Annotated in this window: 16 protein-coding genes; 9 read left to right on the forward strand and 7 right to left on the reverse strand. The window is 62.5% G+C overall.

Annotation, left to right across the window (positions count from 1 at the left end; genetic code table 11):
* Nucleotides 1-28: 28 nt before the first annotated feature.
* Entirely contained in the window at nt 29-469 is a 441-nt protein-coding gene (locus C482_RS10375; RefSeq protein ID WP_006167557.1) for an acyl-CoA thioesterase, read from the forward strand.
* 14 nt (nt 470-483) lie between these two features.
* Here C482_RS10375 and C482_RS10380 read toward each other — a convergent pair whose 3' ends face one another.
* The 3 genes from C482_RS10380 to C482_RS10390 form a co-directional block, all read right to left on the reverse strand.
* A complete protein-coding gene (locus C482_RS10380) occupies nt 484-1566 on the reverse strand; it encodes a S66 family peptidase (protein WP_006167558.1) in 1083 nt (360 codons plus the stop codon).
* 182 nt (nt 1567-1748) lie between these two features.
* Nucleotides 1749-2534 carry an HAD-IIA family hydrolase gene (locus C482_RS10385; protein WP_006167559.1) on the reverse strand — a complete coding sequence of 262 codons (786 nt, stop codon included), beginning with the start codon at nt 2532-2534 and terminating at the stop codon, nt 1749-1751.
* Between the two features lie 93 nt (nt 2535-2627).
* Nucleotides 2628-3038, reverse strand: a complete 411-nt coding sequence (locus tag C482_RS10390; protein ID WP_006167560.1) for an SHOCT domain-containing protein — start codon at nt 3036-3038, stop codon at nt 2628-2630.
* A gap of 170 nt (nt 3039-3208) precedes the next feature.
* Here C482_RS10390 and C482_RS10395 point away from each other — a divergent pair, with 170 nt between their 5' ends.
* Complete coding sequence (locus C482_RS10395) at nt 3209-3679, forward strand: hypothetical protein (RefSeq protein ID WP_006167561.1); 471 nt, start codon at nt 3209-3211, stop codon at nt 3677-3679.
* 20 nt (nt 3680-3699) lie between these two features.
* On the opposite strand, the gene C482_RS10400 is transcribed toward C482_RS10395, so the two are convergent.
* Nucleotides 3700-3879, reverse strand: a complete 180-nt coding sequence (locus tag C482_RS10400; RefSeq protein ID WP_006167562.1) for a DUF7501 family protein — start codon at nt 3877-3879, stop codon at nt 3700-3702.
* Between the two features lie 166 nt (nt 3880-4045).
* Here C482_RS10400 and C482_RS10405 point away from each other — a divergent pair, with 166 nt between their 5' ends.
* The 3 genes from C482_RS10405 (at nt 4046) to C482_RS10410 (ending at nt 6027) form a co-directional block, all read left to right on the forward strand.
* Entirely contained in the window at nt 4046-5275 is a 1230-nt protein-coding gene (locus C482_RS10405) for an MFS transporter (protein ID WP_049896628.1), read from the forward strand.
* 54 nt (nt 5276-5329) lie between these two features.
* Nucleotides 5330-5461 carry a rubrerythrin-like domain-containing protein gene (locus C482_RS21135; RefSeq protein ID WP_006167564.1) on the forward strand — a complete coding sequence of 44 codons (132 nt, stop codon included), beginning with the start codon at nt 5330-5332 and terminating at the stop codon, nt 5459-5461.
* 176 nt (nt 5462-5637) lie between these two features.
* Complete coding sequence (locus C482_RS10410) at nt 5638-6027, forward strand: cupin domain-containing protein (protein WP_006167565.1); 390 nt, start codon at nt 5638-5640, stop codon at nt 6025-6027.
* 29 nt (nt 6028-6056) lie between these two features.
* On the opposite strand, the gene C482_RS10415 is transcribed toward C482_RS10410, so the two are convergent.
* Nucleotides 6057-9335 (reverse strand): disk-shape morphogenesis protein volactin, encoded by a 3279-nt coding sequence (locus C482_RS10415; RefSeq protein ID WP_006167566.1) that lies wholly within the window; start codon nt 9333-9335, stop codon nt 6057-6059.
* Between the two features lie 103 nt (nt 9336-9438).
* The gene (locus C482_RS10420) at nt 9439-10383 is read right to left on the reverse strand and encodes an MOSC domain-containing protein (protein ID WP_006167567.1); all 945 of its coding nucleotides are present in this window, start codon (nt 10381-10383) and stop codon (nt 9439-9441) included.
* A 284-nt stretch (nt 10384-10667) separates the two neighbouring features.
* On the opposite strand from C482_RS10420, the gene C482_RS10425 reads away from it, so the two are divergent.
* The 4 genes from C482_RS10425 to C482_RS10440 all read left to right on the forward strand — a co-directional run bounded on the left by C482_RS10425 (nt 10668) and on the right by C482_RS10440 (nt 13883).
* Nucleotides 10668-12179 (forward strand): phosphoenolpyruvate carboxykinase (ATP), encoded by a 1512-nt coding sequence (locus tag C482_RS10425; RefSeq protein WP_006167568.1) that lies wholly within the window; start codon nt 10668-10670, stop codon nt 12177-12179.
* Between the two features lie 359 nt (nt 12180-12538).
* Complete coding sequence (locus tag C482_RS22360; protein ID WP_049896629.1) at nt 12539-12727, forward strand: HEWD family protein; 189 nt, start codon at nt 12539-12541, stop codon at nt 12725-12727.
* 253 nt (nt 12728-12980) lie between these two features.
* Nucleotides 12981-13286, forward strand: a complete 306-nt coding sequence (cutA, locus tag C482_RS10435; protein ID WP_006167569.1) for a divalent-cation tolerance protein CutA — start codon at nt 12981-12983, stop codon at nt 13284-13286.
* A 123-nt stretch (nt 13287-13409) separates the two neighbouring features.
* Complete coding sequence (locus C482_RS10440; RefSeq protein WP_006167570.1) at nt 13410-13883, forward strand: 50S ribosomal protein L11; 474 nt, start codon at nt 13410-13412, stop codon at nt 13881-13883.
* A gap of 240 nt (nt 13884-14123) precedes the next feature.
* Here C482_RS10440 and C482_RS10445 read toward each other — a convergent pair whose 3' ends face one another.
* Complete coding sequence (locus tag C482_RS10445) at nt 14124-15161, reverse strand: hypothetical protein (protein WP_006167571.1); 1038 nt, start codon at nt 15159-15161, stop codon at nt 14124-14126.
* Nucleotides 15162-15170 lie beyond the last annotated feature (9 nt).

A 15170-nucleotide genomic window follows, 5' to 3' on the forward strand; every position in this document is an offset into this window, starting at 1 on the left:
GATTGCGCTCGTACGGAAAGAACGGGCAATGACCGACCTCATGGAAACTCTCGTCGAGAACCGGGAGATGGTGCAGCCGAATCACGCCAATATGCTCGACTCCGCCCACGGTGGCAACGTGATGAAGTGGATGGACGAAGTCGGCGCGATGTCGGCGATGCGCTTTTCCGGGGAGACCTGCGTTACGGCTCGCGTCAACCAGATGAACTTTGAACGACCGATCTCCGTCGGCGATACGGCCTACATTACGGCCTACGTCTACGATTCCGGCAAGTCCAGCGTCCGCGTTCGACTCGTGACCGAGCGCGAGGACCTCCGAACACGTGAACGCGAGAAGACGACCGAATCCTACTTCGTCTACGTCGCAATCGACGAGAACAACAAACCGACGAGCGTTCCCGAACTCACCGTCAGCACCGACGAGGGCGAGCGACTCCGGAAGAAGGCACTCGACGGCGAACGCGACTAAGACGCTCCACCCACCTATTCGAACTGAACCGTCTCTTCTTGCGGATCGATCTCAACGCGGCCCCCAATCGGAATCGGCGTCGTCGGCCACGTGTGACCAAAGTCGACGTTGGTGACAACCGGTGCATCCGGATTGTACCGCGCGAGCACGTCTTCAATCACCTGCCGCTGCTGACGGCGATACGCCTCGCGTTCGTCGGTCGACCGGTCCTCGAAGGGCGTTCGTGCCGGTGGCCGCCCGACGAGCACGCCGGCGAAGCGCTCGAGTACCCCGCGCTCGCCGAGCGCCCGAAGGACGCCCGCAACCCACTCAGCATCCGGCAGTTCCTCGGACGTCTCGAGTGCGAGCACGGTGCCATCCAGGGCGGCCTCGGCTGGGAGGTACCGGTCGGCGAGGAACTGTTGATCGAGAATTTCGAGACAGCCGCCCCAGAGCCGCCCCGAGACAGGGTCGTCACCGCCGGCCCACTGCCAGCCCGGATTCGGTTCGGTTCCGCGAGATTCCTCGAGTTGGTCTGGCGTTGCCCAGTCACCGGGTTCGTCCGTGAATTCCGCGGCGGAGTGGAGTTCACCGAACGTCTCGTCGAAGAACGCGCGCTCGCTGAACTTGATGGTGTGTTCGAACATGTGGCCGTCCATTCCGAGTTCGACCATCACTGTCGGCCCATAGTAGGAGACGATGCCGAGATTCCACAGGTAGAGCGCGAGGTTCGTGTTGTCACTGTAGCCGTAGAACCGAGTCGGATTCTCGCGGAGCACAGCCGGATCGAGGTGTTTCAGCATCCGGATCTGGTCGTTGCCGCCAATGATGGTGATGACACCCTTGATGTCTGGATCTTCGAACGCATCCATCACGTCTTTGGCCCGCTGTTCGAGATTCTCGAGCAGATACTCGGCGTCGCGTGTCGCCGTCGGATACTCGACGGGTTCGAGGTCGAACACCTCACGCAGGCGTTCGAGACCGAGGTCGTACACCTCGCCGAAGTCAGTGCGCCGGTTCGACGCTGGCGCGATAACTGCGATCCGATCGCCGCGCTCGAGTGGTGGCGGCGTGACGAACGTGTCTGGCCGTCCGTTCTGTTCCGTCTGCGAGTCCATACCACGTGCCTGACTGTCAGGTCGCAAAACTCTTTCCCAGGTGTGAGACAGCTAGTCAGTCAGCCAGCTGTCTGCCAGTCACTCTCCGTTCTGTTCCGTTCTCACCTTGCCTACGTCTCACCACACAGCGACACCAGCGGTCGCAGAGAAGCGGTTTCAGAACAGCGTCCTCAGAGCAGCGGCTAGAGCAGTGACTCGACATCACCGAGCGACTCGAGTACGTGATCCGGCGCGAAGTCACCCGTCGCGTCCTCGACATCCGTCCGATCCGTAACCCCAGTCAGCACTGCGGCGGTCGTCATGCCAGCCCGGTTCCCGAGCGCGATGTCGGTGTCGAGTCTGTCGCCGACGACGAGCGTTCGCCTGGGATCGCTCTCGAGTCGCTCGAGTGCGGTCTCCGCAGCGACCGCGGAGGGCTTGCCGAGAATCGCATCGGGTTCGCGGCCGGCGACGGCCTCCATCGCGGCCAGAATCGAGCCCGAACCGGGCATCGAACCGCCGTCGACGGGAATCGTCACGTCGGGATCAGTGCCGTAGAACGGTGTCCCGTTCTCGAGTGCCTGTAGGGACTCCCACAGCGTCCCGAAGGAGAACGACTCGTCGAACGAACCGAGGACAACGTCGGCTTCGTCGGGGTCCGTCGTTACGGTCACCCCCGCCGCTGTCAGGATGGACTCGAGTGCATCCGAGCCGACGAGATACACCGTTTCGTCGGGATGAGTGTCGGCGAGGTAGGAGGCGGAGAGAGTTGCGGACGTGAGGATCCTGGTGGTATCGACATCGATGCCGTGTGATTCGAGGCGGTCGCCGTAGTGGTTGGTGCCGGACGTGGGGTTGTTTGAGACGAGGAGTCGGTCACAGCCGGCGCGATCGAGGGAACGAATGCCCTGTTCTGCGCCAGGAATGAGCGCCCCACCACGAACGATCGTGCCGTCGACGTCGAGAATCGCGGCCTCGTAGTCGGTCATTGACCGGAGAGAGGAGCGAAGCGTGGTTCAGTGTTTGGATCGGGAGAGAAACGGTGAACGCGCCGGAGAGTTCGCTGGCGGTAAGTCAGCCGACTACGAACGCTCGAGTGAGAGTTCAGAAGTTTCGACGTCTGCTTCGTCGGCGCGTTCGTTGGCGTCGATCAACTGGTCGAGTCGGCGTTCGAACTCCGCTTCAGTGAGTTCGCCGGCAGCGTAGCGTTGCTGGAGTGTCGTTACCGGATCAGTTTCGGCCTCGTCTGCTGCAGTTGCTGTTGCTGTGTCGCGTTTGGCGGCTTCCTGCTCGCGTTTGCGCTCTTTTTCTTTCGAGCGCTCCATGAGATACCAGACGAGCACGACGCTGAGCACCAGCAGCGCCGTGATGGCGAGCGCGTATAGCGGTCCGGCGAACAGTAGCGCTGCGATGATGATGATATCGGCCAGCACAAACTTGATCGCGAAGATCTCAGTGAGGCTATAGTCCCGTCCCCCGTCGTCGCTGCCCATATTCGTGTGTCCGTCCCGGCCGGAATAACTGTACGGGTACGACTGCGCCAAGCCGAAACGCCAGTGCTTCGGGCTGGAACCCGACTGCGACGCGCCGAACAGCCACCGCGTGCGTAGTCACCCACCGTTCGACCGATGGTATTTACCCCCCAGCGGCCCGAGCATCCTCCATGACACTCGAGGTCGACACGCCAGCACCGCCGACACTCGACTTCGTCGATCCGAACGAGTACGAGGATGCGACGATCAGTGCGAGCGGCACGGAAGAAATCGACTATCGCCGGGAAGAGCTACAGGACTTCCTCGAAACCGGCGCGTGGGAAGAGGCCTTCGAGGAGTGGCGGGCCGACACTGACCTCAACGAGCGCGAGTTCAGTATCGCACGCGACCTCGATCTCTTCGCCGACTTCGACTTCTTCTGGGACGATTTCGCGGACCGCGTGGGGTATCACGCTCCCGGAATCCCGGAGGACTGGCAGGCGCGAGAGTATCACCCCGAACTCGACACGTGGGGAACGGTCTCGGCGATCAACGCCGAACTGACGGAGTTTGGCCAGATCGTTTCGGTGATTCTGAAAGAAGAGTACATCGACTGGGAAGCAGAGTACGAGCCGCCAGAGGATCTCCCGGATTTCGACTGAAAGAGGTCAGTACAACGCACCTAGCCTGCCCACCCACCCGCCACGTCGCCGCTGATATTCTCGCGCCAGAACTCGAACTCCGCCTCGCAAGTCTCGCTCTCGTGGATATGGTCGACGAACCCAGCGCCAGGAGAGGCGAGTTCGTCGCCACAGAACGGACACGCGATGGGATCGGTCCAGTCGGTCGTGTTCACTGCCATGTGCTACCAAACATATCGGGAATTTATATAAAGTCTTCCTGCTAGGGCACCAAACTGGTCGCAAGAATACTAGTCCCTTATACGGATTTCTCCCAGACTGGACTGGATCGCTGCCGCGACCGGTGCATTCTCGTCGCCGGCCCGACCTACAGCGAGTACGCACTGTATGTCGGTTATGAAGAGGGTCCGGCGGCTCACACACTTTGACGTGCTCCTGATGACCGCCGGAATCTGGTTTCTGGCGAAGTTCCTGCGGTACGTCTTCCCGCCGCTCTTCGGCTCGTTCCAGGAAACCTACGCCGTCTCGAACGCCGCCCTCGGCGCTGCATTCACCGGCTTCATGCTGGTCTACGCCGCGATGCAGTTCCCTTCCGGCATGCTCGCCGACCGCCTCGGATCGGTCACCGTCATCACGGCGGGCGTCACCGTCGCCGCGGTCGCCTCCTTCGCGCTCGTCGTCGACTCGCCGTTCGCGGTGCTCGTAGTCGCGATGCTTGTCATGGGCGCGGGAACCGGCGCGCACAAGACCGTCGCAGTTCGGCTGCTGGCTCACGCCTACCCCGCCCGGACGGGACGCGCACTCGGCATTCTGGACACCTTCGGAACCTTCGGCGGCGTCGTCGCTCCCTGGGCCGTCGTGCTCGCGGCAGGGGTCCCGTTCGCGCTCGGTGCGAGCTGGCGCGTGATCTTCCTCGCTGCCGGCGTCGTCGGCCTCGCGCTCGCTGTCCTGTTCTGGGTGCGTGTTCCACAGCGAGTCCCAACTGAGACGGAGGGCGACGGAACCAGCGGCGTCAACCTCGACGAACTCCGCCGGTACGCCGCGCTCTTTCGTGACTGGCGATTTTCGGCGTTCGCGCTCCTGACGGTGCTGTTCGCGTTCACCTACAACGGACTCGTCGCGTTCGCACCGCTGTACCTCACCGACGAGGCTGGACTCACGGCGGCGACCGCAAGCGTCCTCTACAGCGGGCTCTTCCTCGCGAGTCTGGTCCAGCTGGTCACCGGCGACCTGAGCGACCGGATCGGCCGGCTCCCGATCATCACCGCGATGCTCGGTCTCGCAGCCCTCTCGCTCGTCGCGTTCGTCTCGCTGACCGACATCGCCGGCCCGGTCGTGCTCGGCATCGCTCTCATCGCGGCCGGTATCGGCTCCCACGGCTTTCGCCCCGTCAGGGGCGCGTACCTGATGTCCGCGATTCCTGACGACCTGGCTGCCGGCGGGCTCGGTGTTGTCCGCACGCTCCTGATGGGCGCGGGAGCGATCGCACCCGTGATCATCGGCGCGATGTCCGAAACCGTCGGTTTTCGCCCCGCCTTCTGGCTGCTCGCCGCCTCCGTGTCCGGTGCGACGCTCCTCGCAACCCTCCTCTGGGTCACCGCCGAAGGCGGATCATGATGTGAGCTACCACACTGTGGAAAGAGTTAACATAGACCAATACCTAGGCCAGCCATGGTACTCGCCGAGCCACTCGAGTACGTGTGCGTCCAGTGTCGTCGCCACGAGGCGGTCGACGACGCACTCGTGAGTACCTGCCGGCAGTGCGGGGGCGAGATGCGAAACGTCGAGTTAGTGACCGACTGATCCCGCGTGGCGGCGGTACTCGTCGGGTTGTGTGCGGACTGAGCTATTGCTGTCGTGGCCGCCAGTGGGCAGCAATCGGTAGTCGGAATCGATACCAGCGATCAAAATCAACACGAGCGACAGCCAATGGCATCGCCGGCCACAGCTTTTTGCGCGCAATCGTTGGACACCTCCGCATGTCACTGTACTCGCTGGCCGACCTCGACTCGATCGAGCCCCGGGACATCGAGGGCATCGCGCCGACGCTGCTCCCGATCGGACCCGCACTCGAGTCCGAACAGCTACACCCGAGCGTCTGGCACTACGAGCGCGGCGAGGAGAACACGTACCATCGGCAGGAGCAACAGGAGGTGTTCTTCCTCGTTCTGGAAGGCACCGTCGACGTCACGGTCGAGCGCGACGACGAACGCGATGTCGTCACGCTCACGAAACACGAGTGTATGGTCGTGCCGCCGGAATCCTGGCGACAGATCGAGGCGGTTGAGGAGAGTCGTGTGCTCGTCGTCGGCGCACCGAACGTCGCGGACGACGCCGTGCTGAGGGATGCGTCAGAACCGCGGAGTTGAGCAGGCCGTTGCGTTGATCCGTCTGTGCGTTAGCGTGTGAGCGCCACTGCCATGCTGACCAGCACGAGACCGAGCACCGCAATCACTGCGCCGATCGTTCCCGCGCCGGCCACAGAGAGGCCGACGGTGGCACCCGCAACGATGCCGGCACCGCCACCGCCGGCGAGTAGCGGGCCAAGAAGAGTTTCCAGCGAGCGACCCGTTTCTTCGTCTTGCTCGTCAGCCTCAGTCGTCTCGTCGGCTACGTTCAACTCCTCAGCCACGTTGGCCACCTCGTCTACCTCGCGCTGCAGTTCCGACTGCAGCGACTCCAACTCGTCCGCCGTCACCAGCGGCTCCAGTTCCTCCTGGGTTACCCCACCCTGCTCGTCCTCAAGTTCCCCGACCCGCTCCGTCAACTGTTCGTAGTCGGACTCGAGTGCGGTCTGCTCAGTCGCGACGGATTCAACCTGCTCGCCGATACCGTCGAGGCGCTTGGTGAGGTTCGCGACCGCCTCGGACTCTTCGAGGTCGTCGAGTTGTTCCGAAAGCGAGTCGACTTGCGCAGCCAGCGAGGAGACGGTTTCATCGTCTGGCACGTCTTCGTGGTCCGGCACCTCTTCGAGGGCGTCCGAAAGGGACTCGAGTTCGGTGCCGAGCCTGTCCACCGTAGCCGAGACGCTCGCTGTGTCGTCGGCCAACGTCTCGATCGCTGCTGCCTGTTCGTCGACAGTCACACCCTGCTCGTCGATCGTCGACTCCTGTGCAGAGAGGCGCGTCTCGAGTTCGTCCGTGGTGTCGTCGACTGCGGTGACCTCGGATTCGACGTGTGTGAGCGCGTCCTCGAGTTCGGCCACGTCGCTACTCGCCGTCTCAGCGGTTTCCTCGACATCCGCAGTGTGGCTCTCGACGGCGGCAACGTCGGCGGCGACGGCATCTAGCCGGTCGCCAGCGTCACCGATCCGGTTGTCGAGCGCGTCGATGCTGGCACGCAGGTCGTCGCGTTCGTTCTCGAGTGCCGCCTCGGTTTCGTCGATACGCTCCTCGAAGGTCGTTTCCACTTCATCGAGCCGATTCTCGACCGCTGTCTCCGTCTCGTCGAGCCGACCCTCAAGTGTCGTTTCTGTCTCGTCGAGTTGCTCCTCGAGTGATGTCTCTGTTTCGTCGAGGCGGTTCTCAAGTGACGTTTCCGTTGACTCGAGCTGCGTTTCGAACGACGATTCCGCCGACTCAATTCTCGAATCGAAGTCCGACGCCGTGTCGTCGAGACGGCTCTCGAGTGCATCGACTTCCGCAGCCTGCGTCGACACTGCTGTCTCTGCCTCGTCGAGTCGCGACGCGAGTGTCTCCTCGGTTGCATCGAGTGCGTCCTCGATCGAGTCGACTGTCTCGGCCGTCTCCACAGCGTGTGCGTCGAGGTCCGCTTCCACGTCCGCGACGGCTGACTCGGTCGATTCGACGCGTTCTCTAACCGACTCGAGTTCGTCGTCGATCGTCTCGTCCACGACATCGACACGGGACTCGAGTGCGTCCAGTTCGGCCGTCGTCGCGGACTCGTCTGCAAGGTCGGTGACGGTGTCCTCGAGTCCCGCCAATGTCTCGCGGTCGGCCTCCAGTTCGGTCACCATCTCGTCGAGGTCGGATGCGAACTCCTCGAGCGTCGTCCGGAGATCTGAAACCTCGTCGTCGACCTCGTCGAATCGGGCGGTCGTGTGTGTCGAGTGTTCCTCGAGTTGGCCCGCAAGTCCGTCGAGTCGAGTGGCTTGCGTCTCGAGTTGGGGTTCGAGTTCGTCGACCCGTGCGTCGATCTCCGCAACAGTGGTAATCGTGTCCGAGCGGTCCGAAACGGTCTCCGAAAGCTCGTCGAGCGTGGCTTCAGCCTGTTCGAGTTTCTGCTCCATCCGCGCGAGGTCGTCCGTCCGGGCTGTTTCCTCGCGGACTGTGTCGAGAGTGGACTCGAGTGCGTCGAGGTCGTCGGCGAGCGCCTGGATCTCCTCGTCGCGGTTGGCGAGGCGGTCGAACAGGTGATCAATAGCGTCGTTCGCGCGGTCATCTGTGGCTGGCTGTGCCTGTGCGTCGAGGTCGGCGGCGATGGCTGCGGCACTGTCACCGCCATCGTTGCCACTTGGACTGTTGGCGTCACCGTTCGCTGGCTCCGATGCCGCCGCCGAACCACCGTCGAGATTTCCGTCGAACGAGAGCGTGTCCGCCTCCTCGCTGCTCGTTCCTGATGCAGTCTCGTCCCAGACGATCTCCTCGTAGGCATCGACATCGTCTTCGGCAGCAGCGAGTGCACCTCTCGCGGCGCTCGCCTCGGGTTCTGCCGCACGTCGGACGCCCCGAATCGAGATCGGGAGCCCCGCCGAATCGAACCGTCCGCCGAGGAGGTACTCGAGTCCCTCGATCGCGCCGGGGCCGGCGACTGCGATTGGGACAGCGACGCCGCGCTGAAGGTCCGCAGCTGCGGCCTGCTCGCCGAGAGCAGCGGCCAACTCGGCGATGAGGTCGTCGTACGCTGCGGCGAGGGCGCGTTCGATCGGTCCCGTTGCGGCGTCAGGATCGAGTTCAAAGTCTGTGAGAACGCTGCGGACCTGTGTGCGCTCGTGGCCAGTCTCGCCCGCCGCCTGGGCAACGATCCAGTCGGTGCCGCGAGCAATGGAGAACGCGAGAACCGGGACGCCGTAGTAGGCGAGTGCGACGCTCGTCGTCTGTGCTCCGAGGCAGATGCCGACACCGGTGTAGTTGTCGCCGGCGAACTGATCGTAGACGACAGCAAATCCCTGGCTAACTGGTGTTGGGGACTGCGAGTTGTCATCCTCGGTTTTCCCGGCAGCCGTCAACTCGTCGAGCACCGACGCGACCGTCTCGCGGTGGGTGCCAGTTGGCGCGTCGGCGTCGACGACTGTACCTGGCGTCGTGTAGGAGAGCGCCACCGGCGAGACGTCGTCAAGGAGGACGAGGTCGACGAGTGCCGAAAGCACTGCCTCCTCGTATTCTGCGGCGGCGAAGACGCCCTGCTGAAACGGGGTGCCGTGCTCGGCGACAGTCGCGTCGCCACTGACTTCAGCTGCGATTTCTGCTGCCTCCGGCCCAACGAGCAGTGTCTCGTCGTCAGTCTCGACGAGCGCCACCGCATCGGTGTCGGCTGCAGCGATCGCGTCCTCGAGTGCATCGTTCGTTACACACGTTTCGTTTTCAGAGTCTGTCTCCGTCTCCCCCGCTATCGACACCGACACAACCCGCGTCGGCGTCGAACGAAGCGCGACCTCCCCCGAGCCGTCGCTCGCGAGCCGAATCGCCTCCGCCCCAATATCGAGACCGTATGCCATGCCGAGGAGAACCGAGAGCCACCCCTTGGTACTTCGCCCGTGAGTACCAGATGTGAAAATTAGCGGGCTGGAGGCTGTGTCGGTGTACCGGTGTGCTCCCTGCCTACTGTACGAGTTCGTAGGACTCGCCGATCGAAACCGCCGCTCCCGCCTCGAGTGTCTCGCCCCACGACGACTCGGGGACTGTCGTATTCACCATCAGGCGGAAGTAGTGGTCGAACCACGACTCTCCGGCCCACTCCGGAAGCGTTCGCTCGCGCTGCTCGACGAACGTCTCCCGAAAGCCGACCGTCTCCTCGCCGGTATCCGGATCGCGCGTCGGCACGACGCAGCGCTGGCATGGGTTGATCCCCGACAGTTCAACTCCACCAATGTCGAACGCGACGGCGTGGCCCGGCGTCTCGTAGAGGCGGTCCTCCCAGAACGCGGGCGCGTCGCTAAGCACGAGATTCGGACGAAGCCGCCGACACATCTCCGCCGTGTCGATCTCGGGGTACCAGGACGCGACGGACTCGAGTGTCGCCTGTGAGATGACGGTCGGTCCGGAGGCGTCGGTGTCGTCCGGGAAGCCGCCAGCGTCGTTGCGCACGAGTTCGACGGGGTAGCCGAAGTACTCGGAGAGCCACTCGGAGAGGTGCTCGCGGTCGAGTTCGAGGTGAAAGGTCTGGCCGTCGGTGGTCGAGTTGGTTTCAGCCCGGTCGGATTGAAGTGACCCAGACCGCTCAGGCTGCGCTGATTCGGTATCGCTGAGCGTTACCGTTTCGCGTTCGAGATCGTAGGTTGCACGTAACTGGTGAATCGCAGGTTCGCGTTTGCCGTTGACGTAGTTGCCGACCGTCTCTGGGGTACCGTTTGGCCGACCGGTCGCGCTCGTGGTGGTTGCGCCGGTCCCGTCGGAGCGATTACTCGATGGTTCATCCGTCCGTTCGACGATGGCGTACCGACGATCCCAGGAGAGGCCTCCGTTCTGTTCGATCGTCACCGTCTGTACCGCCGCTGCGTCGAGAGATTTGATCGGATGAACGAGGATACGTTCCAGCGAGACCATCGATGCTGCCGACGTGGTGCTGATGCTTATGTGTGCTCATTCCACACACGACACGAACACGAACAACGGCGAGCCTTGTCCTGCGAGTTAGAATTATTTCTGATGTGAGTACCCATCAACACATATGTGATTTCAGATATATTTGTTTCGGAGAAAGATACCGTTACGAAGTGGGAGTAGAGACGTATGAGATGCCAAACATGAGATTCGGGTTGGGGAAGTCATGACACACACAGATCAAAATCCTCCACGTTTATACATCAGGATGATGGTGGGTTATGTATATGTCTGAAACCGGGACGGAGCCCCGTCCGCTGGTCCGACAGCTTCCCGATCCAGTGACAGCGTCGAACGTCCGGCACAACCCCTCACTCGAGGAACTTCGCGAACTCGCGGCCCACGAGGAGACCACGACCGAGTTCGGCTCTCCTGCCTATGTCAGCGAGTACCGCTCGCGGAGCTCAGACCGGACGAAGAACAACATCGACGACGAGTTCGACGCAGACGACCACGCGCTCGTCGACGAGGCGGTCGATCTCGCGAGCGAGCGCGAACTGCTCTGTGTTGACCGCCTGATGGGCCGTCACCCGGAAGCGACGTTCTGCTGCCGGCTGTTCGTCCCCGTCGAGCACGCCCGGATCGCACTCGCCTGGGCGAACCTGTTCGAGCCGTCTGACGGACGCGAGCCAGACCTCTACACGGTTCAGATACCCGACTACGACGAGACGGCAATCCGCGTGCTGCCTGAGGAGGGGTTCACCGCCGTCCTCGGCAGCGACTACACCGGCGAAGCCAAGAAGTCATTCCTTCGGCTGTTCATGTTCCGAACCAAACAGCAGGGCGGGCTCGGTCTTCACGCCGGCAGCAAGCGCGTTCGCGTCGAAGACGAGGACGGCGACCTGAATACCGTCGGCCAGGTGTTCATGGGCCTCTCCGCAACCGGCAAGTCCACGCTGACCTCCCACGGCTGCTGGCTTGAGGAGCCAGAAGACGCCTCCATGCGTCAGGACGATGTCTGTGCGCTCCTGCCGGACGGCTCCGTCGCCGGCAGCGAAGGAAAGGGACTGTTCATCAAAACCATCGGCCTCGACGAGGACGAACAGCCTTGCCTCTACCACGCCGCGACCGACGAGACTGCAATCCTCGAAAACGTCGACGTCGACGACGATGGGACCGTTGACTTCAACTCCGACCGCCACACCGCCAACTCGCGCGCGATCATCCGCCGAGACGAACTCGAGAGCGCCGACGACGAGATCGACCTGAACGAGATGGATCAGGTGTTCTTCATCACGCGCAATCCGCTGATGCCACCGGTCGCGAAGCTCCGCGACGAGCAGGCCGCTGCTGCGTTCATGCTCGGTGAGTCGATCGAGACCAGCGCGGGCGATCCCTCGCGCGCCGGCGAGTCGATCCGCGTCGTCGGGACGAACCCGTTCATCGTCGGCTCCGAGGGCGAGGAGGGCAACATCTTCTACGATCTGATGGGCGCGCTCGACGTCGACTGTTACGTCATCAACACCGGCTACCTCGGCGAGAAGTCCAAGGATATCGGCGTCACAGAGTCTGTAACCATCCTCACCGAGGCTGCCCGCGGGACGATCGAGTGGACCGAGGACGACCGAACTGGCCTGACAATTCCCGACTCGATTCCGGAACTCGACATCGAGGAGTACTACGTCCCGGACCACGTCGAAGACCACGACGAGGCCGTCTCGGAACTCCGCGCGGAGCGCCGAGCGTATCTCGAGCAGTTTGGCGATCTTCGCGAGGAAATCATCGACGCCGTCTACTAACCGCTGCCGACCGGGCGATCTGACGATCGACGCTGTCACTCAGTTCGTTTTTGTCGCGGTTTTCGGGAGCGGATAGCGTGTGCGACACGTTTTGCGTGTACTGCAGCGTGTACTGTACGTTCTGGGTATGTTGCATAGATATTGTATGCCACCCGTCGCTCGCGACCAGCGTAGTCGACGGAGAGAGCGGCCTTACGGTGTCGCGATCGGAACCCACCGTGTCGCTCGAAGGATGGCAGGCCTTACCGTCACGAAAAATGAAACAATCACAGAATATCAGCCGATTTCGGACGAACGTCGATGGCAGAGCTTGCCGGACACGCGTACTGTTATATGCGTCCAGTTCTCATCTGTGAGCAATGAGCGCACAGTTACGAAAACCAACCGCGCGAGTATGCGAATCGTGCGGGCGTGCGGAGCACTGGGACAACGACCTCGGAGCCTGGCAGATTGCACGTACAGACGGCACAAAACAGGTCGGTAGCCCGCACTGTCTCCATGAGTGGGACATCAACGGGACGTTCAACCCAGTCGCGACGGACCACTAACGTCGACCGCCACGCGCGTGTTTCTCCTCTGACCTTCGTGAGGCCCGCCTGAGGCACGACTGTTTCATACTGTCGGACAGCAGTCAGTGAGAAGTCGGTCGCGAATTCGGGGCCGTCCCCGAAGATGACGGCACAGTAGCGCGACCGATCTTCGAATAGTTCTGTCCAACAGTATCAATTAACGTCGTGTCCACCAGATACCCTCGAGACCCCATATTCTCTTTGCGGCTCGGTCCGCTACCACCACACACCGATGCCAACCGTCTACATCACCGCCCCACCAGACGCAGCCGACGCGCTCGCCGAAACCCTCATCGACGAGCAACTTGCCGCCTGCGTCAACCGACTCTCGACCACTTCGACGTACCGCTGGGAGGGTAAGATACACCACGACGACGAGGCCGTCCTGTTCGCGAAAACGACCGACGATGCCTACGATGACCTCGTTGACCGCGTCCAGCAGGAGCATCCCTACGACGTGCCCTGTATCGAACGGTTCGACGAAGCCGACGTACTCGAATCCTTTGCGCAGTGGCGTGCGGAGAGCGTCCAGGAATGACTCTCGAGTGCAGGACGGTGAGTCGAACCGAACTGGTTGAACGCGACACAGTGCGTCAGTGCGTCACAGACGCCACTGCGCGAAAAAGCAACCCTTAAAACTCGCGCACGGGTTGTGACGGGTATGGCTGGAACCATCGAAGTGCTCGTTCCGGGTGGCCAGGCCAACCCTGGCCCACCGCTCGGTCCCGAGCTCGGACCGACCCCCGTCGACGTGCAGGCGGTCGTACAGCAGATCAACGATCAGACAGAAGCCTTCGACGGCACGGAAGTGCCCGTCACCGTCGACTACGATGACGATGGCTCGTTCGAAATCGACGTCGGTGTCCCACCGACGGCGGCACTCGTCAAGGACGAGGCTGGCTTCGAGACCGGCAGCGGCGAGCCGCAGGAGGACTTCGTCGCTGACCTCTCGGTCGAACAGGTCAAGACGATCGCAGAGCAGAAACACCCCGACCTGCTCGCCTACGATACGAAGAACGCCGCAAAGGAAGTCGTCGGCACCTGCGCCTCGATGGGCGTCACCATCGAAGGCGACGATGCCCGCGAGTTCAAGCAGAAGGTCGACGACGGCGAGTACGACGACACACTCGCGTAAGCGAAGCCGTCGACTCCGTTCACTACGTTCATCGGCGTTTTCTGCGACTGCACACACGGTTTCGATCACAATCGCAATCGCAACCGCAGCCGCAAACGTCGGCGTACGACCAACTGACCGTCACGAACGGTCCACCAGTTCTGTCGGATCAACCGATCCGTCACACTTTCACCGCTCTCCCAGCGCCGCCAGCGGGTGTGCCGCCTACCAACTCACTACGACTGGCCATTCACGACCGATCTACGACTGGCCATTCACGACCGATTCACGACGAGCGAGCACGTCCAGATTATGCGCGACGAACTCCAGCGTTCCGGACTCGAGTGCCGCCTGTCGCCGATCGAGCCACTGTTGCTGTTCGACGGTTGAAAACGGGGTCGTTGCGGCGGGGATTTCTGTGAGAGCGTCGTCGATAGTGTGGAGAACGTATTCGAGGACGAGTCGTTCGGATGCGGAGTCGTGGGTATCGCCAGGGTTGACGGTCTCGTCATCACCAGTGTTATCCGCGCATGCCGGACGAACGACCCAGTCCGACCCGCCGGCTGCAAGCGTCTCCCAGTCCCGTTGTCGCAGTATCGCCAGCAGTTCCCGACCCGCGCGGCTGCTGCCGCCGTCTCGAATCTCGTCCATGTGATGGTGGTAGCAGCGCTCTATGTCTCGATCGAGCGGGTCTGTTGGGACGAACCCGGTTCCGCCGTCGAAGGTGATCGGTGCGTAGAGCACCCCGTCCGGGTCGAGTACTGACTCGAGAGACTCGAGTGCAGTCGGCAGGTCGACGAGATCTAGAAAGGCGGCTGCGATGACGGCGTCGGCCTGTTCCTCGATTTCGAACGCGTCCGAGATGGTGAAGGTGACGGTGATGGTGGTAGTAGTAGTAGTGGTAGTAGCAGGGCCCGTGTACTCGAGTAGTCTTGGACGCTCGTTTTGCGCGCGACCATCGTCCCCAGTGAATTCGCGCGTTGCGACGAGCGTAGGCGACTCGGCGTCGTGATCGTCACGCCAGTGGACGCTGTATCCTGCGTCCTCGAGTTGGTCGGGAACCAGATCGCGTGCACGGGCGATATTCTCTTCGTCGTGGTCGACGAGTCGGTAGCTGACGCGTGCGGGAAAGCAGTCCCACGCCGCGAGTCGGACGAGCATCGTTCCGACGCCGGCCCCGAGTTCGACGACGCTGACCGGGCCGTCACGTGCTGTGAGCGCTGCCTCGAACTCGTCGAGCACGCGCCGATTCAGCGCGCGGTCGTCGACAGTGTGCTTCGCCTCTAGATAGGCTTGCATAGACAGACC

It is taken from the genome of Natrialba chahannaoensis JCM 10990, assembly GCF_000337135.1.
GTDB classification, from domain to species: domain Archaea; phylum Halobacteriota; class Halobacteria; order Halobacteriales; family Natrialbaceae; genus Natrialba; species Natrialba chahannaoensis.